Source organism: Streptomyces sp. NPDC048442 (assembly GCF_040651475.1).
In the GTDB taxonomy this organism is placed as follows: domain Bacteria; phylum Actinomycetota; class Actinomycetes; order Streptomycetales; family Streptomycetaceae; genus Streptomyces.
In genome coordinates this window covers 22007-47447 of record NZ_JBEZKB010000026.1, presented here as the reverse complement: position 1 = coordinate 47447, position 25441 = coordinate 22007, and the positions used below count along the sequence as shown (strand labels likewise).

Genomic DNA, 25441 nt, shown 5'->3' with positions numbered 1-25441 from the left:
TCGTTCAGTCGGTACGTGCGTGTGTACGGAAGTCCGTGAACGTGGCGGTCCCCGGCTCCCACGTGCCGTCCGGCGCCACCGCGAAGAGGCCGAGCAGCGCCCCGACCCACCGCCAGGGCTGGGCGGCGAAGACCGGTCCCGCGGCCCGCCACCCCTCCCCCGTATCGGCGGAGAAGCGACAGCGGGCGCCCGCCGAGACCTCGATACGCAGCCGAGCCTGCCCGGAGGGCGCGCGGCGCGGGTGCGCCGCGTCGCGTTCGTGTTCCGCGACGGTCTCCGCGAAGCGGTGTACGAGGCGGACCCCGCCGTCCGCCTCCCGCTCCAGGCCGATCCAGGAGAAGGCGTCCCCGAGCACGGCGAACCCGGCTCGGGCGCCGGGCGCAACCGATTCCAGGGCGAGGCTCACCTCGGCGGTGAACGTCTCTCCGGACAGCCGTTGGGTGAGCACGTGCGGGAGAAGGCGCAGGTCGTGGGCGTCGGGCGTGGGTACGCAGGTCAGGCGCAGGCCGTCGCCTTCGTGGGTGTGCGTCCACGCCGGCCCCTGGTTCGCGGTCCAGGACCACTGCGGTCCGTACCGCCCGCCGGGGAAGGTGTCGTCGGTGGCCGGGCGCGTGCGGGGCTGCGGCGGGGCGGCCGGCTTGCGGTGCACTCGTACAGGCTCACCCGCGGCACCGAGAGTCGGCCAGCCGTCGCCATCCGTGTACCCCGCACCCCACCTCATCGGCTGCAGATGGACCAACCGCCCGTACGCGCCCCGCGCCTGGAAGTGCAGGAACCAGTCCTCGCCCGCCGGGGTCCGCACCCAGCCGCCCTGGTGGGGGCCGTTGATGTCGGTGGCACCCTGCGCGAGGACGATCCGCTCCTCGTACGGGCCGAAGAAGTCGCGCGAGCGGAACGCGCCCTGCCAGCCGGTCTCCACTCCCCCGGCCGGGGCGAAGATCCAGAACCAGCCGTCGTGCCGGTAGAGCTTCGGCCCCTCCAGGGTGAACCAGCCCGGTATCCGGTCCCCGTCGACGATGACCGTGCCCTCGTCGAGGAGGCTGCGGCCGTCCGGGCTCATGCGGTGGCCGGTGAGCCGGTTCTTCACCCCGGAGCGGGACTTGGCCCAGGCGTGCACGAGGTACGCCTCGCCGCTCCCCTCGTCCCAGAGGGGGCAGGCGTCGATCAGGCCCTTGCCCGGCTTGAGGAGGTGCGGGGTGGTCCAAGGGCCGTGAATGGAGGGGGAGTTGATCTGCCGGATGCCGTGGTCGGGGTCGCCCCAGAAGATCCAGAAGCGGCCGCCCGCATGGCGCAGCGAGGGCGCCCAGACGCCGCGGTCGTGGCGGGGTGCGGTGAAGTCGTCGGCCGGTTCGAGCCGGTTCAGGGCATGTCCGAGGAGGGTCCAGTTGACCAGGTCGCGGGAGTGCAGCAGGGGCAGCCCGGGGGCACGGCCGAAGCTGGAGGCGGTGAGGTAGAAGTCGTCGCCGACGGCGATCACGTCGGGGTCGGAGTAGTCGGCGTGCAGGATCGGGTTGCGGTAGGTCCCGTCGCCCAGGTCGCCGTGGCGTACCGACTGGTCTCCGTACCGTACGAGTCGTGCTAGGTGCTCGGACGGCGGTCGCAGGAAATCCGGTCGCAGAGGATCCGGTCGCAGAGGACCCGGTCGCACGGGATCCGCGCTCATCGGGTCGGACCGCAGTCGGTGCAGGTCAGGGCCCGGCCGCGGTCGTCGGTATGGGCGTCGACGGTGAAGACGTGGGCGGCATCGGCGGCGGACCCGCCGGTGGTGCCCGCGCCTTCGCTCGCCCAGCCGTCGCGTGCGCCGAGCACTGACTGCGGACCGGACTTCGGACCCGACTGCGGACCGTGCGCCGGAGCATCGTCGGCCCGTGCCGCGTCCGGCAGCGCGAGCGTCGCGGCCAGGGCCGTCGCGTACATCGCGTACGTGGTGCGACGTCTGCGGGGTGTCGCTGTCATGCCTCGTACTCCTCGGGGCTTCGTGGATGGCCGTACGTACGGATGAGTCGCACGCGCAGGGAAGGGCATCGGCGTCGGCATCGGCGTCAGCCCTTGACCGCGCCCGCGCTGAACCCCGTGATCAGCCACTTCTGGATGAACGCGAAGACGATGACCACCGGGACGGCGGCGACCACACCTCCCGCCGCCAGCGCCCCCAGGTCCACGCTGTCCGCGCCCATCAGGGTGTTGAGGCCGACCGGGATCGTCTGCTTGTCCTGTTCGCTGAGGAACATCAGGGCGAAGAGGAAGTGGTTCCAGCTGTGTACGAAGGCGAAGGAGCCGACCGCGATCAGGCCGGGCCGCAGCAGCGGCAGCACCACCGCGCAGAACGCGCGGAAGCGGGAGCAGCCGTCGACCCAGGCGGCCTCCTCCAGCGTGACCGGCACGTTCTTGATGAAACCGCTGATCAGGATGATGGAGAGGGGGAGTTGGAAGACCGTTTCGGCGATGATGACGCTGCCGAGCGAGTTGATCAGCTGGAGGTTGCGGAAGATCTCGAAGAGGGGGACGAGCATCAGGGCGCCCGGGATGAACTGAGAGCACAGCAGCGCCAGCATGAAGACGCCCTTGATACGGAAGTTGAACCGGGCCAGCGCGTAGCCGCCGGCGAGGGCGACGGCCGTGGTGGCGACCAGGGTGCACAGCCCGACGATCATGCTGTTCTGGAAGAACATCCCGAAGCTGCGCTCGGTCCACACCTTCTCGAAGTGCTCGAAGGTGATCGGCCACGGGACGAGCGACGTCGAGCCGGGCGGCCGGACCGCGAAGAGCAGCATCCAGTAGAAGGGGACGAGGGTGAAGAGGAGGTACAGGCCGAGCGGCAGATAGATCTGCCAGCGCGGTACGTCGTCGAAGGCGCGCTCGCGTCTGGGTGTGCGCGGAGCGCTGGGCGGTAGGGGGCTGTCCCGCACGGGGGTACGGGGTTCTGCGAGTGCGGCACTCATGTGCGGTCGCCTCCGAACTTACTCAGGCGCAGATAGACGATCGAGCAGAAGAGGAGGATCACGAACGCGACGGTGGTCAGCGCGGACGCGTAGCCGAAGTCGTGGCCCTCGATTCCGGTGTTGGCGATCATCAGCGGGAGTGTGGTGGTCGTACCTGCCGGGCCGCCGCCGGTGAGCGTGTAGAGGAGGTCGACGTTGTTGAACTCCCAGACCGCGCGCAGCAGCGTGGACAGGATGATCGCGTCCTTGAGGTGCGGCAGCGTGATGTGCACGAATTGGCGCATCCGCCCGGCGCCGTCGACCGATGCCGCCTCGTACAGGTCCTTCGGGATGGACTGGAGGTCGGCGAGGATGAGGATCGCGAAGAAGGGGACGCCACGCCAGAGTTCGGCGAGGACGGCCGCCCAGAAGACGGTGCCCGTGTCCGAGAGCACGGAGGTGCCGTACGAGCCGATGCCGAGGTCCGCGAGGTAGCGGCTCATGCCGGTGGACGGGTTGTAGAGCAGCATCCAGATCGTGGTGGTCAGGACACCGGAGACGGCCCACGGCGAGAAGACGAGGGCGCGGGCGACGGCGCGGCCGACGAAGGTCTGGTTGACGAGGAGCGCGAGAACGAGGCCGAGCGCGAGCTGCAGGCTGACCTGGACAATGACCCACTTCGCGCTGAAGCCGAGGGTCGGCCAGAAGAGCGGGTCGTCGGTGAAGAGGCGGGTGAAGTTGTCGAGGCCCGCGAAGCCGTTCTTCCACGGCTTGGTGACGTTGTAGTTCTGCAGGCTGTAGTAGAAGACGCTGAGCACCGGGTACGCGATGAAGCCCAGCATCAGCAGCCCGGCGGGGGCGATCAGCAGGTACGGCAGGCGGCGCGGGGTGGAGCCGGTGCGGCGGCGCGGACGGCGGCCGGTGGGCGGCGGGGCCGTCGGCGGCGGCTTGGCCACGGCGGTGGCATGGGCCATGACGGGTCTCCGATCGGGAGGCATACGGGGAGTCGGCGTACGGGCAGGCATAGGGGCAGGCACAGGGGCAGGCGTACGGGCAGATGTGCGGGCAGGTGTACGGGCAGGGGAGATCGCGAACATTGTTCGAAGTACCGGACACGTGGGTCCGGGGAAGAATGGCGGAGCAGAGCGGGCCGGATCAGCCCGCGTACGGCTCCGGTACGTCACCCGGGGCGGCCAGGAACACGAAGTCGCAGCCCGAGTCGGCCTGGGTGATCTGGTCCTGGTAGAGCGCACCGTAACCGCGCCCGTACCGCTGCGGCGGGGTCGTCCACCCTGCCCGCCGTCTCGCCAACTCCTCATCCGATACGTCAAGTTGGAGCGTGCGCGCCTCGACGTCCAAGGTGATCGGGTCACCCGTACGCACCAGGGCGAGCGGGCCGCCCACGTACGACTCGGGTGCGATGTGCAGCACGCACGTGCCGTAGCTCGTGCCGCTCATCCGGGCGTCCGAGATCCGCACCATGTCCTGCACCCCCTCCTTCAGGAGGTACGCGGGGATCGGCAGCATCCCGTACTCCGGCATGCCGGGACCGCCTTTGGGGCCGGCATTGCGCAGCACCAGTACGTGGTCGGCCGTGATACCCAACTCCGGGTCGTCGATGGTGCGTTGCAGAGTGCGGTAGTCGTCGAAGACGACGGCGGGGCCGGTGTGCCTGAGCAGGTGGGGCTCGGCGGCGATGTGCTTGATGACCGCGCCGTCGGGGCAGAGGTTGCCGCGCAGTACGGCCACTCCGCCCTCGGTGGCGAGGGGGTTCGTACGCGGGCGGATCACGTCGTCGTTGTGGCAGCGTGCGCCGTCGAGCTGGGCGCGCAGGGTGGGGTGGGCGACGGTCGGCCGGTCGAGGTGGAGCACGTCGGTGAACCGGGACAGGAAGGCGGGGAGGCCGCCCGCGAAGTGGAAGTCCTCCATGAGGTACCGGCCGCCGGGGCGGAGGTTCGCGAGCACCGGCACCGTACGGGCGATCCGGTCGAAGTCATCGAGGCTGAGGGGGACTTGGGAGCGGCCGGCCATCGCGATGAGGTGGATGACGGCGTTGGTGGAGCCGCCGAGCGCCAGCACCGCGGCGACCGCGTCCTCGTACGCCTCCCTCGTCAGGATCGACGAGAGCCGCAGGTCCTGGTGCACGAGGTCGACGATCCGCAGTCCTGCGGCGGCGGCCATCCGGTCGTGTCCCGAGTCGACGGCGGGGATCGAGGAGGCACCGGGCATCGTGACGCCGAGGGTCTCGGCGGCGGCGGTGAGAGTGGAGGCCGTTCCCATGGTCATGCAGTGGCCGGGCGAGCGCGCCAACCCGCTTTCCAGTTCGGCGAGTTCGCAGTCGCCGATGGCGCCGGCCCGCTTCTCGTCCCAGTACTTCCACATGTCGGTGCCGGAGCCGAGGACCTCGTTGCGCCAGTGTCCGGGCAGCATCGGGCCTGCCGGTACGAACACGGTGGGCAGGTCGACGGAGGCCGCGCCCATCAGCAGCGCGGGCGTCGACTTGTCGCAGCCGCCGAGCAGGACCGCCCCGTCGACGGGGTACGAGCGCAGCAGCTCCTCCGTCTCCATGGCGAGGAGGTTGCGGTAGAGCATGGGGGTCGGCTTCTGGAAGGTCTCGGAGAGGGTGGAGACCGGGAATTCGAGCGGGAAGCCGCCCGCCTGCCACACGCCGCGCTTGACCGCCTGGGCGCGTTCACGCAGGTGGGAGTGGCAGGGGTTGATGTCCGACCAGGTGTTGAGGACGGCGATCACCGGCTTGCCGAGGTGCTCCTCGGGGAGGTAGCCGAGCTGGCGGGTGCGGGCGCGGTGGCTGAACGAGCGCAGGCCGTCGGTGCCGTACCACTGGTGGCTGCGGAGGTCCTCGGGGGCGCGGAGCGGCCCGGCCGAACTCCCCTGCCCAGCAGGCTCGTTCATATCTCCCACCCTTCGATGGCCGCCGCGACCTCGGCGCGCAGCGTGTCGGGCAGCACTCTGCTCGGCGGGCGGACTTCGTTGCGGCACAGGCCCAGCACGGCGAGGGCTTCCTTGACGACGGTGACGTTGTTGGCGGACTGGTCGGCGGCGCGCAGTTCCTCGAACGGCCGGATCAGCTCCCAGGTCTTCTGCGCGGACTGGTAGTCGCCTGCCCGCAGCGCGTCGCGCAGCCCGAGCGAGACGGCGGGGGCCACGTTGACCAGCCCCGACGTGAAGCCGGTGGCACCGAGCGCCCAGTACGGGACGGCGTACAGCTCGGCAAGCCCTGCCACCCACACGAACCGGTCGAGGCCCGCGTCCCGGGCCACCGCCGCGAACCGGGCCGCGTCCGGGACCGCGTACTTCACCCCGATCACATTGGGGCACAGCTCACCGAGGCGGGCGATCGTCCGCCCTTCGAGGACGGGGTTGCGGAGGTACGGTACGACGCCCAACTCCGGTACCGCGTCGGCGATTTCGCGGTGGTAGTCGACCCAGCCGCCCTGCGACACGTACGGGTGGACCGGCTGGTGCACCATGATCATGCCCGCGCCGACTTCCCGGGCGTGCCGGGCCGCCTCGACGGCGGTCGGCAGGTCGTGGCCGACGCCGACCAGGACGGCGGCTCCCGCACCGGCCCCAGCGCCGGTCTCCGTACCGGCTCCCGCACCGGTCTCCGCCAGGGTCAGCTCGGTGATCAGGCGGCGCTCGTGCGGGGTGAGCGCGTAGAACTCGCCGGTGTTGCCGCACGGGGTGACGGTCCGCACGCCCGCGTCGAAGAGCCTGCGCAGCAGGGTGCGGTACGCGCCGCAGTCCACCGAACCGTCGGCGGCGAAGGGAGTGACGGGTATCGCGACGACGTCGGCGAGGGCGGCGCGGTGGGCGGAGTGGTGGGCGGAGTGGTGGGCGGTCCGGTCGGTCATGCGGGAGTGCCCTTCTCGGGGTGGGCCGAAGCTGCCGCCTCGTCCGGAGCTACCGCCTCGTCCGGGGCGGCGGCCGGGAACGCCCGGTGGACGAACGACGCGATGTGCTCGTGCAGCGCGCGCGCCGCACCCCCCGCGTCCCCGGCGTGCGCGAGCCGGAGTATCTCCTTGTGCTCGTCGGCCTCGCGCTGCCAGGACGGGGCCGCGTGCCACGCCACGGTCGACACCAGGGCGGCCTGGTCGCGCACCTCGTCGAGCATCCTGGCGAGCAGCGGATTGCCGCACTGTGCGTACAGCGCGCGGTGGAAGTCCCGGTTGGCGAGGGAGCGTTCGGCCTCGTCGGCCGCGCCGTCGGCCCGTACCAGTGCTTCGGCGGCCGGGTCCAGGGAGACCCGGCGGGTGACCGTACGGCGCAGCGCCTCCGGTTCGAGCAGCAGCCGTACGTCGTACACCTCGTGCGCCATGGCCGCGTCGACGGTGCGGACGGTGACGCCCTTGTACTGGCTCATCACGACGAGCCCGGTCCCGGCGAGGGTCTTCAGCGCCTCCCTGACGGGAGTCTTCGACACCCCGAACTGGGCGGCGAGTTCGGTCTCGACCAGGGCACTGCCCGGCGGGAGCTGTCCGGTGAGGATGGCGTGCTTGATCGCCTCCTGGACGTACTGGGTGCGGGAAGGGATCGGGGCGGGGGCGAAGGCCATGCGTGCTGCTCTCATATCTCGCGTATCGCGTCTCATATATGACGTACGAAGTACGACGCTGTGAAGCTAGGGCGGCCGCCGGGATTCGTCAACGGATCTGACAAAAGTGGGGAGTTGGTGTGCGGGGCGGCGCGAGTGGGCGGGCAGGTGCGGCGGGCCGGCACCTGCCGCACCCACCCCGGGGCAGACAACAGGCTCAAGGCTCAGCAATTGACAAGGGCGCGACTTTATGGCCCGACGATCTACCAGGACGAGAATCCATTAATGGAAACGCGGGATTGACAGGAGCGAGAATTCATGGCGGGCGAATCACCAGAGTCAGCAATTCCCTGCGGCCGCTCGGGATTGACAGAAGCGTAGCGATATGGCCTGGTCAACTCGGTCCAGGCAGCGGTGAATTGATGATCCCTTCAGCAATTGACAAGGGCGCGGCAATTACCTACGGTCCCTTCCCGTCCCGCTTTTGCCGATCGCACCCGAAGGTATTCATGACCACTTCCCCCACCTTGTCGAAGTTCAAGCAGCAATCGATCCTTGCCGTTCTCATGTTGTGCTCGCTGCTGATCTGGCTGGACAACACCGTCCTGAGCATCACCCTGGAGACCCTCGCGGACCCGGTCCACGGCCTGGCTGCCGACCCGGCCGAGCTGCAGTGGGCCACGGGGTCGTACACCCTGGCTTTCGCCACTCTGATGTTCACCGCGGGCGCGCTGGGTGATCGCTTCGGTCATCGGACCGTGCTCGCCGCCGGACTGGTGATATTCGCCGGGTCCTCGGTGTGGGCGGCGTACGCGGGCGACGCGGGCCAACTGATTGCCGCTCGGGCCGCGATGGGAGTGGGCAGCGCGCTGATCATGCCCGCCAACCTGGCCATCCTCATGTGGACCTTCACCGGCCCCGCGCGGACAACCGCGCTCGCCATTTTCTCGACGTCCGCCGGTGTCGGAATGGCTGCGGGCCCCGTGTTGGCAGGGCTGCTTCTCGACCATTTCTGGTGGGGCTCGGTCTTTCTGGTCAATGCTCCGGTCGTGGTGCTGGCGTTGGCCGGGATCGCCGTGCTGGTCCCGAATTTCCGCAGTCCCCTCGCGCGGCCGCTGGACCTGGCCGGAATGCTGCTGTCGATCAGTGGGCTCGCGGCACTGGCCTACGGGCTGATCCGGGCGGGACAGGTGGCCGCCTGGGGCCGTGCGGACGTCTGGATGCCGATCGCCGTCGGAGTGGTCCTGCTGGCTGCCTTCGTACTCGTCGAACTGCGCGTCAAGATGCCCAGCTTCGACCCCCGGCTGCTCACGCAACGCACCTTCGGTGGCGGCAACGCGGCGCTCGGCCTGCTCTTCTTCGCCATGGCCGCCGCCACCTTCTACCACGCGTTCTATCTGCAGGGTGCACGCGGCTTCTCACCGATGGAGGCGGGCCTGGCCAGTCTCCCGACCGCGCTCGGTGCGATCCTGGGGGCGCCGCTCGGCCCGCGTCTGGTCCGCCGCTGGTCATTGCGGACCGTCTGCGCACCGGCGCTCACCGTGGCGGCGCTGACCATGGGCGCGTACGGGTTCCTCGGACTGCACACCCCGCTCGTCGGGATCGAGATCCTGTTGTTCGTCCAGGGCCTCTCGATCGGTATGGTGCTCGGCCCGGTGACGGCAGCACTGATCAGCTCGCTGCCGTTGGAACGGGCAGGTGCCGGGTCGGCCGTCACCAACACCGTGCGCCAGACCGGCAGCGTGATCGGCATCGCGGTGGGCGGCACGATCATGTCGATCATCTACCGGCGCGCGATCGAACCCTCGCTGGTCGAGGTGCCGGGGCCGGTGCAGGACCGGGCCCGGGTCTCCGCCGAACAGGCCCGGCACATCGCCACCGCGACCGACCGGCCCGCTCTCGCACACGCTGCCGATGACGCGTTCATTCACGCCATGCACGTCGGGGCGGTCTGGATCATGCTCGTCGCGCTCTTCGGAGCGGCGGTGCTGGTGTTCGCCCTGCGTCCTGCCGGACGGTCGGCTTCCACTGCCCCTGACCCGGCGGTCGGGGAACGGGCCGGGGTCGCCGGCGGCGCCTGAAGGGCACCCGCGGTACGTCGCGCACCGCTGCGGTGCGCGACGGGGACGGCGTGCAGGAGGGCCCGGAAGCCGTCGGGAGCGGCTGCACGGACCACACGCACCACCGCTTCCTGGAGGCACAGCGACATGAGGTACTGCGTGGTGTCGTCGAGCGGTACGGCGCTGGTCTTGTCGTGGGCGAGCGATGCAGGGGCCCATGGGTAGCGGTCGCCTCGCCGGGCGCCCACTCCCCCGCCGGGTACGACGTCGGCGGCGATCCCGACCGTCTCGGGCAGAACCCGCAGGATCCTGCCGAATACCTGCTCCTGCTCCGCGGCCGGCAGGACGAGGTAGGCCGAGACGGTCGAGAGGTGGCCCACATAGTCGCGCGCACTCATCGTCAAGTGCCGTTCGATCATGGACTGTTGCACATCTGTGAACCACTCGGACCGTTGGAGTACCGTCCCCGGCCACTGCATGCCGTGCCCCGGGGGCGTCCCGTCCGGGGACGGAATCTCGTCGCCCTCCAGGAACGGCGACCGTGCCGCGTGAACGGCCTCTGCCAGGCCCCGCCGGGCTCGGTCGCGGTGACCGCGACCCCCTGTGGGGCGAACAGGCGGGTTGCCTTGCCCGTACCGGCGCCGATCTCCAGTGCGGTCCGAAGCGGCTGGCCCGCGTACGCCCTCACAAGGTCAAAGAGCTCCAATGACGGGCGGTCCGCCACCAGCCACGGTCGCCCGGGGCAGCAGCCGTTGGGTGCGGAGTTCGCCGAGGACCAGTTCCGCGTACTCGGTCGCGCCGCGTACCGAGGTGTGGGTGTTGTCGCGCTTCTCGGCGGTGAGGTAGAGGGCCTTGGAGGGCTCCGGACCGAGCGCCTCCACGCGCGCCTTGGTCAGGGCCGTGAGGTCTATCAGCGGGGTGCGCAGGGTGGTGGCCAGTGCGCGGATCTCCGCCGGGTGGTCCACGCCCAGGCCGTTGACCAGCAGGGCCGTGGGGTTGTTCAGCGTCCCGTCGGCGTTGAACCAGCGGCGGACGATCGGAGTGACCAGGACCGGCCTGCCGCCTCGCGCGCGTACGCCCTCGACAAGCGCGGTGAGGTTCGCCCGGTACGTCGGCGCGTCCGTCTGCTTGTCGTTGTGCGCGAGCTGGATCAGCGCGAGGTCGCCGGGGCGGATCTTCTGCTGCACCGTCCGGAAGAGCGCGGGGTTCTCCCGGTACGTCACCGAACTCTCGCCGGAATCAGCGTAGTTGGCCGTCGAGATGCCCTGCCTCAGATACTGCGGGAGCTGCTGGCCCCAGCCCGCGTACGGTTCGCCCGGCTGGTCGCAGACGGTCGAGTCGCCGAGGAGCAGCAGCTGGCGGGCGTGGACCGCCCTGCGCACCCGGACCGAGGACAGGGCGGGGGCCGAACCGCCGAAGGTGAGGGTGAGCCCCGGGGTGCCGGTGGGGCCCGTGGGTTCACCCTCGGGGGTGCGGACGTCAACGGTGAAGGTGCGGCGGACCCGCGCGCCCGGGGCGGCGACGGTCTCCGGGAGCACGGCGCGGCGGGTCTCGGCGAGCACGGAAGTACGGGATTCCACCGCGCTCCCACCGAGGGTGACGCTCACGTCGTACGCGCCCGGTGCGACGTCGAAGTGGCAGACGACGGGGGCGGGCGCGGTGCCGGTGCAGTTGCTGAGGCCGTTGTGTGTACGGGAGTTGGGGCCGTCATCCGTACGGGAGTGGGGTCCTGGTGCCGGGGCCGCTCCGGCCGAGGTGGTGGCGAGGCAGGTCGCGGCGAGGGCCGCAGCGGTGGCGAGCGTGGCGATGCGGGCCGAGCGGTGTCTCATGCGTACTCCGTAAGTGGTCGGGGTGCCGGTGGGGCAGCTTCAGGCGAGGTGGAAGACCTCGGTGAGCGGGGTCATGGCCTCGTCGGGCCTTCGGCCGGCGGGCTGTTCGAAGGCTGCGGGCTGCTCAAAGGCTGCGGGCTGTTCGAAGAACTCGGCCATCGACTCCTGCCAGCGCGCGTTGACCTCCGTTGCGGCCATCGCCGCCCGCGCGGCGGCGAAGTCCGGGGTCTCCAGGTAGCCGACGAGCAGGCCGTCCTCGCGGAGGAAGAGCGAGTAGTTGTGCCATCCGGCGGCGGTGAGCGCGGCCAGCATGTCGGGCCAGACGGCCGCGTGCCGGGTGCGGTATTCGGCGAGCCGGTCGGGGCGGACCTTGAGCAGGAAGCAGACGCGTTGCACGGGGGGGGACCGGCCTCTCTGCGGAACCTTCGGGGCGAGAAGTTAATGAAAGGTTTCAGGTGCGTTGCCGTGGAGGCTAGATCCAGCCCCGCAAGGGCGTCAACCGGTCGCACACGACTCCTCATGACTCAACTGGCCAATCCGCTGCGGCACTTGTCTTGTCCGACCGGCTCGGGCCGTTGTACGTTTCCTCATCGAAATTGAAACGTTTTACTACGGGGAGACACCATCACCGTGCTCGATACCAGCGACACCCACGACACCCACGACACCCACGACACCCGCCAGGCCCTCAAGTCCCAGGCGATAGAGACCCCTTCCTGGGCCTACGGCAATTCCGGCACCCGCTTCAAGGTCTTCGCCCGGCCGGGCGTTCCCCGCACGCCTCGGGAGAAGCTGGCCGACGCGGCGCGGGTGCACGAGTTCACCGGGGTCGCGCCGTCCGTGGCGCTGCACATCCCGTGGGACCGGGTCGAGGACTACGCCGCGCTCGGCGCGTACGCGAAGGAGCAGGGCGTACGCCTCGGCACGGTCAACGCGAACGTCTTCCAGGACGACGACTACCGGCTCGGCAGCGTCTGCCACCCCGATGCCACGGTCCGCCGCAAGGCCCTCGCGCACCTGCTGGAGTGCGTGGACATCATGGAAGCGACGGGCTCGCGCGACCTGAAGCTGTGGTTTGCCGACGGCACCAACTACCCCGGCCAGGACGACCTCCGGGCCAGGCAGGACCGCCTGGAGGAGGCTCTCGCCGCCGTGTACGCGCGGCTCGGCGACGAGCAGCGGCTCGTCCTGGAGTACAAGTTCTTCGAACCGGCCTTCTACGCGACCGACGTCCCCGACTGGGGGACGGCGTACGCCCACTGCCTCAAGCTGGGTGGGCGCGCGCAGGTGTGCGTCGACACCGGGCACCACGCGCCGGGCACCAACATCGAGTTCATCGTCGCCCTGCTGCTGCGCGAGGGGAAGCTGGGCGCGTTCGACTTCAACTCCCGCTTCTACGCCGACGACGACCTGATGGCGGGCGCCGCCGATCCCTTCCAGCTGTTCCGGATCATGTACGAAGTGCGGCGCGGCGGCGGGCTGGCCCCTGAGGCGGGCATCGCCTTCATGCTCGACCAGTGCCACAACATCGAGGCGAAGATCCCGGCGATCATCCGCTCCGTGATGAACGTCCAGGAAGCCACCGCGAAGGCCCTGCTCGTGGACGCCAACGCACTCGCCACCGCGCAGGCGTCCGGTGACGTGCTGGGTGCGAACGCCGTGCTGATGGACGCCTACAACACGGACGTGCGACCGCTGTTGGCGGATGTACGGAGTGAACTCGGCCTGGATCCCGATCCGTTGGCCGCGTACCGGCGGTCCGGGTGGGAGGAGCGGACGGTGGCGGAGCGGGTGGGCGGGACGCAGGCGGGGTGGGGGGCGTAACACCTCCGTCGCGTACCACTCCCGTCGGTACAACTCCCATCGCGTACAACTCCCGTCGAATACCTGCCGTTTACTCCTTGGAGCACTGACACCGCATGGACGTTCCCGCCGCTCTCCTCGCCCGTTCGCACCGGCTCGGTGCCGATCCGCGCAACACCAACTACGCGGGCGGCAACACCTCCGCCAAAGGCACCGCCGTCGACCCGGTGACCGGGGCCGACACCGAGTTGATGTGGGTCAAGGGGTCGGGCGGCGACCTCTCCACCCTCACCGGGGACGGGCTCGCCGTGCTCCGGCTCGACCGGTTGCGGGCGCTGGCCAAGGTCTTTCCCGGGGTGGAGCGGGAGGACGAGATGGTTGCCGCCCTCGACTACTGCCTGCACGGGAAGGGCGGGGCCGCACCGTCCATCGACACCGCGATGCACGGCCTTCTCGACGCGGCGCACGTCGACCACCTGCACCCGGACTCCGGCATCGCACTCGCCTGCGCCTCCGACGGCGAGAAACTGACCGCCGAGTGCTTCGGAAACACCGTGGCGTGGGTGCCGTGGCGGCGGCCCGGTTTCCGGCTCGGGATGGACATCGCCGCCGTCCAAGCCGCGCACCCCGAAGCCATCGGCTGCGTCCTGGGCGGGCACGGCATCACCGCGTGGGGCGACACCGCGCAGGAGTGCGAAGCGAACTCGCTGCGGCTCATCCGCACCGCCGAGGCGTTCCTCGCCGAGCGGGGACGGGCCGAGCCGTTCGGTCCCGTACGGGAGGGGTACGAGCCGCCGGCGGTGGCCGAGCGACGCACTCGGGCCGCCCAACTGGCGTCATTTGTACGGGGGTTGGCATCGACCGATCGGCGTCAGGTCGGGCACTTCTCGGACGCTCCCGCCGTCCTGGACTTCCTCTCCCGCACCGAACACCCCCGGCTGGCCGCCCTCGGCACCTCCTGCCCCGACCACTTCCTGCGCACGAAGGTACGGCCCCTGCTGCTGGACCTGCCCGCTTCCGCGCCGCTCGACGACGTGCTCGTACGACTGCGAGAACTGCACATTTCCTATAGGGAGGAGTACGCCGCGTACTACGGGCGGCACGCGACGGCGGACTCGCCGCCGATGCGTGGGGCCGATCCGGCGGTCGTGCTGGTGCCCGGGGTCGGCATGTTCTCCTTCGGCAAGGACAAGCAGACGGCGCGGGTGGCGGGCGAGTTCTACCTCAACGCGATCGCGGTGATGCGGGGTGCGGAGGCGGTGTCCACGTACACGCCGATCGAGGAGTCGGAGAAGTTCCGCATCGAGTACTGGGAGCTGGAGGAGGCCAAGCTGCGGCGGATGCCGCCCGCGAAGGCGCTGGCCGGGCGTGTCGCGCTGGTGACGGGCGCCGGGTCGGGCATCGGACGGGCGATCGCGCACCGGCTGGCGGCGGAGGGCGCGTGCGTGGTGGTCGCGGACCTGGACGCGGACGCGGCGGCCGTCGTGGCGGAGGAACTGGGCGGTCCCGACAGTGCGGTGGCGGTCACGGTCGACGTCACGTCCGAGGTGCAGATCGGGGCCGCCTTCGACGCGGCGGCGCTGGCCTTCGGCGGCGTGGACCTGGTGGTCAACAACGCGGGGCTGTCCTTGTCGCGACCGCTGGCCGAGACGACGGCCGGGGACTGGGACCTCCAGCATTCCGTGATGGCACGGGGGTCGTTCCTGGTGTCGCGGGAGGCGGCGCGGGTGATGCGGGCGCAGGGAGGGGAGGGTGGGGACATCGTGTACGTGGCTTCCAAGAATGCGGTGTTCGCGGGTCCGGACAACATCGCCTACTCGGCGGCGAAGGCCGATCAGGCTCATCAAGTACGGCTGCTGGCAGCAGAGTTGGGCCGGGACGGCATCCGGGTCAACGGGGTCAACCCCGACGGGGTGGTACGCGGCTCGGGCATCTTCGCGGGCGGCTGGGGCGCGCAGCGGGCGGCGGTGTACGGGGTGCCGGAGTCGGAACTCGGCGAGTTCTACGCCCGGCGCACGCTGCTGGGGCGGGAGGTACTGCCGGAACACGTGGCGGCAGCTGTATTCGCCCTGGTCGGCGGGGAGCTGTCGCGGACGACGGGGATGCATGTGCCGGTGGATTCGGGGGTGGCGGGGGCGTTTCTGCGGTGAGGGGCCGGCGGCGGGCCTGGCCGGTGGGCGTCGTGCGGGTGCGCCGTGGGGCGGGGGGATCGTGCGGGTGCGTCGTGGCTGGTCGCGCAGTTCCCCGCGCCCCTAAAAGAATGCCCCTGCCCCGTAGCCCTCTTGGGCGGCTGACGCCGGCCCCCGGGGCAAACGTGTCCCTCCTCCCTCCAAGGACCCCCATGCCCCCCACCTTCGCCGCCATCGACCTGGGCGCCACCAGCGGTCGCGTCATCCTCGGGCGTTTCGAGGCCGGCAGCTTCGAACTGACCGAGGCGCACCGCTTCCCGCACGCGCCCCAGCGGCTCCCCAGCGGTCTGCACTGGGACGTGGGCGCCCTGCGCCGTGGCGTGTTCGACGGGCTGCGGAAGGCCGGGCAACTGGCCGACATCCGCTCCGTCGGCGTCGACACCTGGGCCGTCGACTACGGCCTGCTCGACGCCGACGGCGCACTGCTCGGCGCCCCGTACCACTACCGTGACAGCCGGACCGACCACGTGCCCGAGCGGATCTGGGCGAGCGTTCCGGCGGCCGAGCTCTATCGGCGGACCGGCCTCCAGCACCTTCCCTTCAACACCGTTTTCCAGCTCGCGGGCGACCCCGGGATCGCCGCAGCCCACACCCTCCTCCTCATGCCTGACCTGGTCGTTCACTGGCTGACCGGCACCCTCGGCACCGAGGAGACCAACGCGTCCACCACCGGCCTGCTGGACGCCCGTACCCGCACCTGGGACGCCGAGCTGCTCGGCCTCGTCGGCCTCTCCCCCGCGCTCCTGGCACCCTTCCGCGCACCAGGTTCCCCGGCCGGCGGCCTCCTGCCGCACGTCGCCGCGCGGACCGGGCTGCCCGTCGGGACCCCCGTGACCACGGTCGCCTCACACGACACCGCGTCGGCGGTGGTGGCGGTTCCGGCCGCGTCCGGCGGCCCCGGGTTCGCGTACATCTCCTGCGGCACCTGGTCCCTGGCCGGGCTGGAACTGGACGCTCCGGTCCTCACCGAGGCGTCCCGCGCCGCGAACTTCACCAATGAGCGGGGCCTCGACGGCACCGTCCGCTTTCTGCGCAACCTCGCCGGGCTGTGGCTGCTGGAGGAGTCGCTGCGCACCTGGCGGGGCCGGGGGCTGCCCGCGGACCTGCACTCGCTCCTCGCCGAGGCCGCCGCCTGCCCCCCGCTGGCGGCGCTGGTCGACACGGACGCTCCGGAGTTCCTGCCGCCGGGCGACATGCCCGCCCGGATCCATGACTTCTGTGTACGTACGGGACAGCGCGCACCCGCAACCCCGGCCGCCGTGGTGCGCTGCATCCTGGACAGCCTGGCGCTGGCGCACCGGCGCACCCTCTACCGGGCCGCCGAACTCACCGGCCGCACCCTGACCCACGTCCACCTGGTGGGCGGCGGCGCACGCAACGCACTACTGTGCCGGCTCACCGCGGACGCCACCGGCCTCCCCGTAACGGCCGGCCCGGCGGAGGCCACCGCGCTCGGCAACATCCTGGTCCAGGCGAGGGCGGCCGGACTGGTCGGCGATCTCGACTCGATGCGTCAACTGGTGCGTGGTTCGGTGCAGTTGAACGAGTACCTGCCGTCGGGGGCAGCCGGTGCGTGGGAGGCGGCGGCGAATCGGCTCATTCCATGAGAAAGACCTGTTCCGCAGCCGCCCACCACTCGCCGTCGCGGGCTTCCGGCACGCGCTCCTGGCAGGGGTCGGTGAGCTTCCACCACTCCTGGGTGGCCGGGTCGTCGGCCATGACGGCGAGATCGGCGGCGAGGTCGTCGCCGTGGTACTCGAAGTAGCTGAAGAGCCGGTCGCCGAGCAGGTGGATCGAGTAATTGGCGATGTGGCTGGCACGCAGCCGGGCGAGGACGGGGTCGGGCACCGCGGCGTGCAACTCCCGGTACTCGGCGAGCTTTTCGGGCCTGACCCGGATGACTTGTGCGATCCGCTCCATGCAAGATCACCTCCCACTCCGGAACGTATAGGAAAAGTGTGCGCACGGCGAGGGAGGGGAGAATCACGTGACTCGGCGCCCCCGCCGGCAAGTGGCACGACTTCCGGCCGTTGCTGCGCCGCCGAGACCGGCAGGGCTGACCGGGCCGAGCGTCAGCCGCGTCGCCTGAGGTAGACGCCCCAGGTCACCACCAGGCACAGCACGTAGTACGCGAGGAACGCCAGGTACGCCGCGTCGCCCGTGCCTGCCGTGAGGAAGGACTGCCGGAACGCGATGTTCACCAGCACCCCGCCCAGCGCGCCGACCGCGCCCGCGATGCCGATCACGGCGCTCGCCCGGCGGCGGGAGCGGTTCCCGGCCTCGACCGGGTCCGCCCCCGCCGCCGTTTCTCGTTCCGCCTTCGTGTGGAAGATGCCCGGGATCATCTTGTACGTGGAGCCGTTGCCGACCCCCGAGAAGAGGAACAGGGCGACGAAGCCGGTCAGGAACAGCGGCAGTGACCCCGCTCGCGAGGCGAGCAGCACCAGCAGCGCGCCCGCCGCCATCGCCACGAAGTTCCAGAAGGTGACCCGCGCCCCGCCCCACCGGTCGGCCATCGCCCCGCCGACCGGCCGGACGAGGGATCCGAGCAGCGGTCCGAGGAAGGTCAGGTACGCGGCGCTGACCGCGGTCGGGAAGTCGGCGTGGAACTGCACGAGCAGCACCTGCCCGAAGGCGAATCCGAAGCCGATGAACGAACCGAAGGTGCCGATGTAGAGCAGCGACATCACCCAGGTGTGCGGCTCGCGGGACGCCTCGCGCAGGGCGCCCCGGTCGTTGCGCAGCGCGGGCAGGTTGTCCATCCGCAGGGCGGCGGCGACCGCCGCCAGCACGATCAGGGGTACGTACAACAGCGGTACGAGGCGCGGGTGTTGGGAGCCCGCGGTCGCCAGCACCAGCAGGCCGAGCAGCTGCACCGCCGGTACGCCGAGGTTGCCGCCGCCCGCGTTGATGCCCAGTGCGCGGCCCTTGAGGTGCTGGGGGTAGAAGGCGTTGATGTTGGCCATCGACGAGGCGAAGTTGCCACCGCCGACGCCCGCGACGGCGGCCACCCAGAGCAGGGTCGTATAGGAAACGCCCGGTTCGAGGACGTACGCGGTGAGCAGGGCGGGGAGGAGGAGGGCGAGCGCGCTGATGACGGTCCAGTTGCGTCCGCCGAAGATCGCTACGGCGAAGGTGTACGGGAGGCGGAGCGCGGCGCCGAGCAGGGTGGGGACGGCGGTGAGGACGAATTTGCCGGCCGGGTCGATGCCGTACTCGGGGCCGAGGAAGAGGACGAGGACCGACCACAGGCTCCACACGGAGAAGCCGATGTGTTCGGAGAGCACGGAGAAGAGGAGGTTGCGGCGGGCGACCTTCGCGCCGGTGGCCGCCCAGAAGGCGGGGTCCTCGGGCTGCCAGTCCTCAAGAGCGGGGCGGGTGCGGGTGCTTTGCGGGGGACGGACTGTGGTGGTCATGACTCAGGTCGCCTAACTTCCTTGGGGAGTGAGGGAGTTGGTGCGTACGGGCCAGACCGGCAGCGCCGCAGGACCGCCGTCCGGGGTCTCGTCGTCGTCGAGGCAGACACCGGTACGCAGGTCAAAGGCCTGCTTGTACATCGGGGAGAGGACGACGGGCACGCCGTCGCGGCTGCCGAGCAGACCGCGCGAGATGACGTGCGCCCCGCTGAAGGGGTCGCGGTTGCCGACGGCGTGGACGGTGCCGGAGCGGTCCCGGTAGAGGGCGATCTGCTCAGCGCCGACGAGGGCGGCGACACCCCGGCCGGGGATGAGCGACGCGTACGGGCAGACGGTGAACCACTCGTCCCCGACGGCCACTTCCACGACTTCCACAGCCGCTTCGAGGGTGGTGCTCATACGAGGGACCTCACTTCCAGGGTCGGGCCCGCGACGAAGGTCTCCGCGGGGCGGATCTGCTCGCGCTCCGGTACGAATCGGATCGTCGGGTCCGGCGTGCCGGGCGCGTTGACGAAGGACACGAAGCGGGCGAGCCGGTCGGGGTCTTCGAGGGTGGCGCGCCATTCGTCCTCGTACGAGGTGATATGACGGCTCATCAGGTCGTCCAGTTCGGCGCAGATGCCGAGCGAGTCGTCGACGATGACGGCGCGGAGGTGGTCGAGCCCGCCCTCCATCCGCTCGATCCAGGGCGCGGTGCGCTCCAACCGGTCGGCGGTGCGGACGTAGAACATCAGGAACCGGTCGATCGTGCGGAGCAGCGTGTCGTAGTCGGCGTCGGTGAGCAGGAGGTCGGCGTGGCGCGGGGTCATGCCGCCGTTGCCTCCGACGTAGAGGTTCCAGCCGGCGGAGGTGGCGATGATGCCGAAGTCCTTGCTCTGCGCCTCGGCGCATTCGCGGGCGCAGCCGCTGACCGCCGACTTGAGCTTGTGCGGGGCGCGCAGGCCCCGGTAGCGGAGCTCCAGCTCGATGGCGAGGGCTACGGAGTCCTGGACGCCGTACCGGCACCAGGTCTGCCCCACACAGGACTTGACCGTCCGCAGCGACTTTCCGTACGCGTGTCCCGACTCGAAGCCCGCATCCACCAACCGCCGCCAGATGAGCGGGAGTTGATCGACCGACGCGCCGAACATGTCGATCCGCTGGCCGCCGGTGATCTTCGTGTAGAGGCCGAAGTCGCGGGCGATCTCGCCGATGGTGATGAGCCCGTCCGGGGTGACCTCGCCGCCGGGGATGCGGGGGACGACGGAGTAGGAGCCGTTGCGCTGGAGGTTGGCGAGGAAGTGGTCGTTGGTGTCCTGGAGGGCGGACTGTTCGCCGTCCAGGATGTGCCCGGAGACGGCCTCGCCGAGGGCCGGGCTGAGCGAGGCGAGGACCGAGCCGACGACCGGCTTGCAGATCTCGCAGCCCTCGCCGCCCACTTGGTCGGCGTGCCCGTGCTCGTCGATACCGTGTTCATCAATGAGGCGGGCGAAGGTGGTGATGCCCTTGACGCGTACGATCTCGTAGATCTCGGCCCGGGTGAGGTCGAAGTGCGCGCACAGGCCACGGCTCAACTCGACGCCCTGTGCGGTGAGTTCATCGGCGACGAGGGTGCCGAGGAGCTTGACGCAGGATCCGCAGCCGGTGCCCGCACGGGTGCACTTCTTCACGGCGGGGACGTCCGCACAGCCGCCGTCGGCGACCGCCGAGCGAATGGCGCCCTTGGTGACGTTGTGGCAGGAGCAGACCACGGCCTCGTCGGGGAGGGCGATCGGCCCGGGTGCCGCGCCGATGGAGGCGGGCAGGACGAGCTGCTCGGGCGGGGCGGTGAGGGGCGCGCCGGACAGGGCGAGCGGGCGCAGCAGGTCGTACGACTCGGTGTCGCCGACCAGGACGCCGCCGAGCAGTGCGCCGTCGGCGCCGATGACGAGCTTCTTGTAGACGCCTTCGCGGCTGTTGGCGTACAGCACTTCGAGGGAGTCGGCGGTGGTGCCGTGCGCGTCGCCGAAGCTGGCGACGTCGACGCCGAGGAGCTTGAGCTTGGTGGAGAGGTCGGCGCCCGTGAACTCGCCGCTGCCGTCGGTCAGTTGACGCGCGACCGCCTCGGCCATCGCGTATCCGGGCGCCACCAGTCCGTACACCCGCCCGTCGGAGGCGAGCGCGCACTCGCCGATCGCCCAGATCGCGGGGTCGGCGGTCCGGCAGCCGGGGTCGACGACGATGCCGCCGCGCTCACCGACGGGCAGCTCGCAGTCGCGGGCGAGCTGGTCCCGGGGGCGTACGCCTGCGGAGAAGACGACGAGGTCGGTGTCGACGGTCGCGCCGTTGGACAGCACCATGCCGGTGACGGCGCCTTCGGCATCCGTCTCGACGGTCTGGGTGCCCGCGCCGGTGTGCACGGTGACACCCAACTCCTGGATCTTGTCCCGGAGTACGGTGCCGCCGCCCTCGTCGACCTGAAGGGCCATCAGACGCGGGGCGAACTCCACGACGTGCGTGTCCAGCCCCATCGCGCGCAGCGCGCCCGCCGCTTCGAGGCCGAGCAGCCCGCCGCCGACGACCGCTCCGACGCGGGCGCTGTCGGCAGCCGCGCGGATGGCCTCCAGGTCCTCGATCGTCCGGTAGACGAAGCAGCCGGCCGCGTCGTGCCCGGGGACGGGCGGCACGAAGGGGTACGAGCCGGTGGCCAGGACCAGCGCGTCGTACGGGAAGACCTCGCCGGAGCGGGCGGTGACCGTGCGCGCCGCGCGGTCGATCGCTTCGGCCGGGTCGCCGAGCCGCAGGTCGATGCCGTGCTTCTCGCCGAACTCACCCTCCCACATGGAGAGTTCGTCGGCGGTGGTGCCGGAGAACCACGACGTGAGGTGGACGCGGTCGTACGCGGGGCGGGGCTCCTCCGCGAGTACGGTGATCCGCCACTCGGGCGCGTGCCCGCCGCGCTCGGCGAACGCTTCGAGGAAGCGCTGGCCGACCATGCCGTGGCCGACGAGGACGAGGTGGCGGGCGGGTACCTGGATGTCGTCCGTCACAGTACGGCTCCTTCGATGGGTGTGAGCAGGTCGAGGGGGCGCGACGGCAGCGGCTCGCCCCTCTCGTAGGTACGGGTGAGTTCGCCGATCGCGGCGAGGTCGCCGACGAGGATCGCGCCGACGAGGCGGTCGCCGCGCATCACGAGCTTCTTGTACGAGCCGTAGGCGCCCCGGGTGCCGTCGGCGAGCCGCAGTGCGTCCCCGTCGGTGTCCGCGACCTCGCCGAACGCGGCGATTTCCAGGGCGCCGGCGGTGAGCCGGGAGAGGTTGTTCGCCCCGGTGTACGTGGCGTCCGGGGCGGCCCCGGAGAGCCGGGCGGCCAGTACGTCGGCCTGGGCCCAGGCGGGGCCCGTCAGCCCGTGGACGGCGCCGCGGTGCTCGGTGCAGTCGCCGATCGCGTACACGTGGGGCACGGAGGTGGCGAGGGTGTCGTCGACGACGACGCCGCGCCGGACCTCGATCCCGGCGGCTCGGGCGAGCCCGGTGCGGGGGCGGACGCCGCAGGCGAGGACGACGAGGTCGCAGTCGAGGACGTGACCGCCGGCGAGTTCGACGCCGGTGACGGTGGTGCTGCCGTGGACGGCTCGGGCGCGGTTGCCGGGGTACACGGCGGCGCCCATGCCTTCGAGGGCGCGGCGGACGGTGGCTCCGGCCTCCTCGTCCAGGTGACGCTCCATCACATAAGGCCCCTGGTGGACGACTTCGACCGGCATGCCGAGTGCGGCGAGCGCGCGGGCGGCGCTCACGCCGAGTACGCCGCCGCCGACGACCACGGCCCGCTTGGCACCACGGGCCGCCTCTTCGAGGCGTACGCAGTCGGCGAGGGAGCGGAAGGCGTGCACGCCGTCCTTGAGCTCGCGGCGGGCGGAAGGAGCTGACATCGCGTGCAGGCCCTTGATGGGCGGCAGCACCGGGTTCGCGCCGGTCGCCAGGACGAGGACGTCGTACGACGCCGTCTCCCCCACGTCCGTACGCAGCGTCCTGGCGGCCGTGTCGAGTGCGAGGACCTCCGCGCCCGTACGGACGGCGGCGCCACCGGTCGGGAGAGTCAGCGCGTCCGGGGTGTAGCGGCCGTCGAGGACGCCGGCGAGGAGGGCGCGGTTGTAGGGGGCGTGCGGCTCGTTCCCGTAGAGGGTGAAGTCCATTGTCCCGGCGGGGACTTGGGCCAGGGTCTGCTGGGCGAGACGGGCGGCGGCCATGCCGGCGCCGACCACGGCGATACGCGTACGCACGGGGGCGGGGGCGGGGGTGGGGGTGCTCATGACGCCTTCTCCACCTTCACGGCGCACACCTTGAACTCCGGCATCCGCGACTGCGGGTCCAGCGCCGGGTTGGTGAGCGAGTTCGCGCGGCCCTCGCCCGCCCAGTGGAACGGCATGAACACGGTGTCCGGGCGGATCGCCGTGGTGACTCGGGCGGGGGCGGTCGCGCGGCCGCGCCTGCTGGTGACGGCGAGCAACTCGCCCTCGTCGACGCCCAGTCGGGAGGCGAGGCGGGGGTGCAGTTCGACGAAGGGTCCGGGGGCGGCGCTGTTCAGTGCGGGGGTGCGGCGGGTCTGGGCGCCGCTCTGGTACTGGGCGAGGACGCGGCCGGTGGTGAGGTAGAGGGGGTAGTCGGCGTCGGGCTCCTCGGCGGCGGGCCGGTGCGAGACGTCGGCGAAGCGGGCCAGGCCGTCGGGGGTGGCGAAGCGGTCGAGGAAGAGGCGGGGGGTGCCGGGGTGGGGGGTGGTCGTTGTGCGGGTGCGTCGTGGCTGGTCGCGCAGTTCCCCGCGCCCCTGAAGGGCCGCCCCACTGCCCGAGCCCCCTTGGGCAGCAGGGCCAGGGTCACCTCCCGGGCCCCCTTGGGCGGCGGGGCACGGCCAGAAGACCCCCTCCTCCGCCCGTATCCGCTCGTAGCTGATGCCGGAGTAGTCCGCCTGGCCGCCCGCCGATGCCGCGCGCAGTTCCGTGAAGACTTCCTCCGCGTCGTACGGGAACCCCTTCTCCCACCCCAGCCGCGCCGCCAGCTCGTGCAGGATCCAGAGGTCGCTGCGTACCTCGGCCGGCGGGCTCAGCGCCGCCTGGCGGAGGATGACGCGGCCTTCCAGGTTGGTCATGGTGCCGGTCTCCTCGGCCCACTGCGCGGAGGGGAGGACGACGTCGGCGAGTGCGGCGGTCTCGGACAGGACGACGTCGCACACCACCAGCGCGTCGAGTGCGCGAATCCGCTCGGTGACGTGGCGGGCGTTCGGCGCGGAGACCACCGGGTTGGAGCCCATCAGCAGCAGCGCCCGCACTCCTCCGTCGGTGCCGAGCGCGTCGAGGAGTTCGTACGCGGAGACGCCGGGCCCCGGCAGGTCCGCGGGGTCGACGCCCCACACCCCGGCGACGTGGGCGCGGGCGGCCGGGTCGGTGATGGACCGGTAGCCGGGCAGCTGGTCGGCCTTCTGGCCGTGTTCGCGGCCGCCCTGGCCGTTGCCCTGCCCGGTGAGGCAGCCGTAACCGGACAGCGGGCGCCCGGCCCGGCCCGTCGCCAGGCACAGGTTGATCCACGCGCCGACCGTGTCGACACCCTTGGACTGCTGCTCGGGGCCGCGTGCGGTGAGCACCATCCCGGTCCCCGCACCCACGAACAGCTCGACGGTGCGCCGGAGTTGGGCCACCGGAACGCCCGTGATGGCCTCCACCCGCTCGGGCCAGTGCGCCATCGCGGCGGCGCGGGCCGCCTCGTAACCGCTCGTACGGGAGGAGACGAACTCCTCGTCGACGTGTCCACCGGCGATGACCAGGTGCAGCAGCCCGAGGGCGAGCGCCAGGTCGGTGCCGGGGGCGGGGGCGAGGTGGAGGTCGGCGAGGTCGGCGGTGCGGGTGCGGCGCGGGTCGACGACGATCAGCTTGCCGCCGCCGGCCTGCATTTCGCGCAGGTAGCGGACGGCGGGCGGCATCGTGTCGGCGAGGTTGCTGCCGACGAGGATCACGCAGCCGGTGCGGGCCACGTCCGCGAGGGGGAAGGGCAGGCCCCGGTCGAGGCCGAAGGCGCCCCGGTGGGCGGCGGCCGCGGACGACATGCAGAAGCGGCCGTTGTAGTCGATGTGGGCCGTACGCAATGCGACACGGGCGAACTTGCCCAGCAGGTAGGCCTTTTCGTTGGTCAGCCCGCCGCCGCCGAACACGCCGACCGCGTCGCGGCCGTACCGTACCCGGGCGGAGACGAAGGCCGCCGCCGCCCGGTCGAGGGCCTCCTCCCAGGTCGCCTCGCGGAACCCGCCGTCAAAGTCCCGTACGAGAGGGGCGGTGAGCCGGACGCCGGGCGCGAGGACGGCGGCGGCGCTGTGGCCCTTGCCGCACAGGGCCCCTTGATTGACGGGGAAGTCGGGCCGCTCGACGATCTCCACCGTTTCTCCGGCTGGGCGCAGCCGCATGCCGCACTGCAGTGAGCAGTACGGGCAGTGGGTGTCGACGAGTGCACTGGGCGCGTCGAGTGCACCGGGGGTGGCCGCCGTGGTCGCGTTCATGGGCCCACCGTGCCCGCGCGCCGTTACGCGCCCGCATCCCGTGCGTTGCGCGGACGGTACGGAGCGCTCACTTTCCGCAGGTCAGCGCGCGAGGTGCAGGACACATGCCCGTAGCGCAGGGCTAACCGCCAGGAGACACCTCGGCAACAGGGAGTTAACAACTCTCG

Annotated in this window: 19 protein-coding genes; 4 read left to right on the top strand and 15 right to left on the bottom strand. The window is 71.2% G+C overall.

Annotated elements, in window-relative coordinates:
* Nucleotides 1–4 precede the first annotated feature (4 nt).
* From AB0D18_RS31125 to AB0D18_RS31095, 7 genes are all read right to left on the bottom strand, one after another.
* Complete coding sequence (locus AB0D18_RS31125) at nt 5–1534, bottom strand: family 43 glycosylhydrolase (RefSeq protein WP_362426249.1); 1530 nt, start codon at nt 1532–1534, stop codon at nt 5–7.
* A gap of 125 nt (nt 1535–1659) precedes the next feature.
* Nucleotides 1660–1956 (bottom strand): hypothetical protein, encoded by a 297-nt coding sequence (locus AB0D18_RS31120; protein WP_362425991.1) that lies wholly within the window; start codon nt 1954–1956, stop codon nt 1660–1662.
* An 86-nt stretch (nt 1957–2042) separates the two neighbouring features.
* On the bottom strand, nt 2043–2942 hold the full coding sequence (locus AB0D18_RS31115) for a carbohydrate ABC transporter permease (RefSeq protein WP_362425988.1): 900 nt from the start codon (nt 2940–2942) through the stop codon (nt 2043–2045).
* Nucleotides 2939–3895, bottom strand: coding sequence for a sugar ABC transporter permease (locus AB0D18_RS31110; RefSeq protein ID WP_362425985.1), 957 nt, complete (start codon nt 3893–3895; stop codon nt 2939–2941). Before AB0D18_RS31110 ends, AB0D18_RS31115 begins: the two co-directional genes overlap by 4 nt.
* A 181-nt stretch (nt 3896–4076) precedes the next feature.
* Nucleotides 4077–5834 carry an L-arabinonate dehydratase gene (gene araD, locus AB0D18_RS31105; protein WP_362425982.1) on the bottom strand — a complete coding sequence of 586 codons (1758 nt, stop codon included), beginning with the start codon at nt 5832–5834 and terminating at the stop codon, nt 4077–4079.
* A complete protein-coding gene (locus AB0D18_RS31100; protein ID WP_362425979.1) occupies nt 5831–6796 on the bottom strand; it encodes a dihydrodipicolinate synthase family protein in 966 nt (321 codons plus the stop codon). Before AB0D18_RS31100 ends, araD begins: the two co-directional genes overlap by 4 nt.
* Nucleotides 6793–7497 carry a GntR family transcriptional regulator gene (locus AB0D18_RS31095; protein ID WP_362425976.1) on the bottom strand — a complete coding sequence of 235 codons (705 nt, stop codon included), beginning with the start codon at nt 7495–7497 and terminating at the stop codon, nt 6793–6795. The genes AB0D18_RS31100 and AB0D18_RS31095 overlap by 4 nt, the downstream gene beginning before the upstream one ends.
* A 488-nt stretch (nt 7498–7985) precedes the next feature.
* Here AB0D18_RS31095 and AB0D18_RS31090 point away from each other — a divergent pair, with 488 nt between their 5' ends.
* A complete protein-coding gene (locus AB0D18_RS31090) occupies nt 7986–9557 on the top strand; it encodes an MFS transporter (protein WP_362425973.1) in 1572 nt (523 codons plus the stop codon).
* Between the two features lie 671 nt (nt 9558–10228).
* On the opposite strand, the gene AB0D18_RS31085 is transcribed toward AB0D18_RS31090, so the two are convergent.
* Both AB0D18_RS31085 and AB0D18_RS31080 read right to left on the bottom strand, forming a co-directional pair.
* Entirely contained in the window at nt 10229–11365 is a 1137-nt protein-coding gene (locus tag AB0D18_RS31085; protein ID WP_362425970.1) for a rhamnogalacturonan acetylesterase, read from the bottom strand.
* 39 nt (nt 11366–11404) lie between these two features.
* On the bottom strand, nt 11405–11761 hold the full coding sequence (locus AB0D18_RS31080) for an L-rhamnose mutarotase (RefSeq protein WP_362425967.1): 357 nt from the start codon (nt 11759–11761) through the stop codon (nt 11405–11407).
* Between the two features lie 234 nt (nt 11762–11995).
* Here AB0D18_RS31080 and rhaI point away from each other — a divergent pair, with 234 nt between their 5' ends.
* The 3 genes from rhaI to AB0D18_RS31065 all read left to right on the top strand — a co-directional run bounded on the left by rhaI (nt 11996) and on the right by AB0D18_RS31065 (nt 16964).
* Complete coding sequence (rhaI, locus tag AB0D18_RS31075; RefSeq protein WP_362425964.1) at nt 11996–13189, top strand: L-rhamnose isomerase; 1194 nt, start codon at nt 11996–11998, stop codon at nt 13187–13189.
* 95 nt (nt 13190–13284) lie between these two features.
* Entirely contained in the window at nt 13285–15318 is a 2034-nt protein-coding gene (locus AB0D18_RS31070) for a bifunctional aldolase/short-chain dehydrogenase (protein ID WP_362425962.1), read from the top strand.
* Between the two features lie 191 nt (nt 15319–15509).
* Nucleotides 15510–16964 (top strand): rhamnulokinase family protein, encoded by a 1455-nt coding sequence (locus AB0D18_RS31065; RefSeq protein ID WP_362425959.1) that lies wholly within the window; start codon nt 15510–15512, stop codon nt 16962–16964.
* Here AB0D18_RS31065 and AB0D18_RS31060 read toward each other — a convergent pair.
* From AB0D18_RS31060 to AB0D18_RS31035, 6 genes are all read right to left on the bottom strand, one after another.
* Nucleotides 16954–17277, bottom strand: coding sequence for an L-rhamnose mutarotase (locus AB0D18_RS31060; RefSeq protein WP_362425956.1), 324 nt, complete (start codon nt 17275–17277; stop codon nt 16954–16956). The two genes, AB0D18_RS31065 and AB0D18_RS31060, sit on opposite strands and share 11 nt — an antisense overlap.
* A gap of 152 nt (nt 17278–17429) precedes the next feature.
* Nucleotides 17430–18773, bottom strand: a complete 1344-nt coding sequence (locus AB0D18_RS31055; RefSeq protein ID WP_362425953.1) for a nitrate/nitrite transporter — start codon at nt 18771–18773, stop codon at nt 17430–17432.
* A gap of 12 nt (nt 18774–18785) precedes the next feature.
* Nucleotides 18786–19172: a nitrite reductase small subunit NirD gene (nirD, locus tag AB0D18_RS31050; protein ID WP_362425950.1), complete on the bottom strand. Its 387-nt coding sequence runs from the start codon at nt 19170–19172 to the stop codon at nt 18786–18788.
* Nucleotides 19169–21727 (bottom strand): nitrite reductase large subunit NirB, encoded by a 2559-nt coding sequence (nirB, locus tag AB0D18_RS31045; RefSeq protein ID WP_362426248.1) that lies wholly within the window; start codon nt 21725–21727, stop codon nt 19169–19171. Before nirB ends, nirD begins: the two co-directional genes overlap by 4 nt.
* A gap of 50 nt (nt 21728–21777) precedes the next feature.
* Complete coding sequence (locus AB0D18_RS31040; RefSeq protein ID WP_362425947.1) at nt 21778–23043, bottom strand: FAD-dependent oxidoreductase; 1266 nt, start codon at nt 23041–23043, stop codon at nt 21778–21780.
* Nucleotides 23040–25274: a molybdopterin oxidoreductase family protein gene (locus AB0D18_RS31035; protein WP_362425944.1), complete on the bottom strand. Its 2235-nt coding sequence runs from the start codon at nt 25272–25274 to the stop codon at nt 23040–23042. Before AB0D18_RS31035 ends, AB0D18_RS31040 begins: the two co-directional genes overlap by 4 nt.
* Between the last annotated feature and the right edge of the window lie 167 nt (nt 25275–25441).

Excerpts from the sequence above, each read along its gene's own strand:
- AB0D18_RS31120 (WP_362425991.1), bottom strand. The coding sequence starts at position 1,956 with ATGACAGCGACACCCCGCAGACGTCGCACCACGTACGCGATGTACGCG.
- AB0D18_RS31115 (WP_362425988.1), bottom strand. The coding sequence starts at position 2,942 with ATGAGTGCCGCACTCGCAGAACCCCGTACCCCCGTGCGGGACAGCCCC.
- AB0D18_RS31070 (WP_362425962.1), top strand. The coding sequence starts at position 13,285 with ATGGACGTTCCCGCCGCTCTCCTCGCCCGTTCGCACCGGCTCGGTGCC.
- AB0D18_RS31035 (WP_362425944.1), bottom strand. The coding sequence starts at position 25,274 with ATGAACGCGACCACGGCGGCCACCCCCGGTGCACTCGACGCGCCCAGT.
- AB0D18_RS31065 (WP_362425959.1), top strand. The coding sequence starts at position 15,510 with ATGCCCCCCACCTTCGCCGCCATCGACCTGGGCGCCACCAGCGGTCGC.
- AB0D18_RS31085 (WP_362425970.1), bottom strand. The coding sequence starts at position 11,365 with ATGAGACACCGCTCGGCCCGCATCGCCACGCTCGCCACCGCTGCGGCC.
- AB0D18_RS31060 (WP_362425956.1), bottom strand. The coding sequence starts at position 17,277 with ATGGAGCGGATCGCACAAGTCATCCGGGTCAGGCCCGAAAAGCTCGCC.
- nirD (WP_362425950.1), bottom strand. The coding sequence starts at position 19,172 with ATGAGCACCACCCTCGAAGCGGCTGTGGAAGTCGTGGAAGTGGCCGTC.
- nirB (WP_362426248.1), bottom strand. The coding sequence starts at position 21,727 with ATGGTCGGCCAGCGCTTCCTCGAAGCGTTCGCCGAGCGCGGCGGGCAC.
- AB0D18_RS31055 (WP_362425953.1), bottom strand. The coding sequence starts at position 18,773 with ATGACCACCACAGTCCGTCCCCCGCAAAGCACCCGCACCCGCCCCGCT.
- AB0D18_RS31090 (WP_362425973.1), top strand. The coding sequence starts at position 7,986 with ATGACCACTTCCCCCACCTTGTCGAAGTTCAAGCAGCAATCGATCCTT.
- AB0D18_RS31095 (WP_362425976.1), bottom strand. The coding sequence starts at position 7,497 with ATGGCCTTCGCCCCCGCCCCGATCCCTTCCCGCACCCAGTACGTCCAG.
- AB0D18_RS31110 (WP_362425985.1), bottom strand. The coding sequence starts at position 3,895 with ATGGCCCATGCCACCGCCGTGGCCAAGCCGCCGCCGACGGCCCCGCCG.
- AB0D18_RS31100 (WP_362425979.1), bottom strand. The coding sequence starts at position 6,796 with ATGACCGACCGGACCGCCCACCACTCCGCCCACCACTCCGCCCACCGC.
- araD (WP_362425982.1), bottom strand. The coding sequence starts at position 5,834 with ATGAACGAGCCTGCTGGGCAGGGGAGTTCGGCCGGGCCGCTCCGCGCC.
- AB0D18_RS31040 (WP_362425947.1), bottom strand. The coding sequence starts at position 23,043 with ATGAGCACCCCCACCCCCGCCCCCGCCCCCGTGCGTACGCGTATCGCC.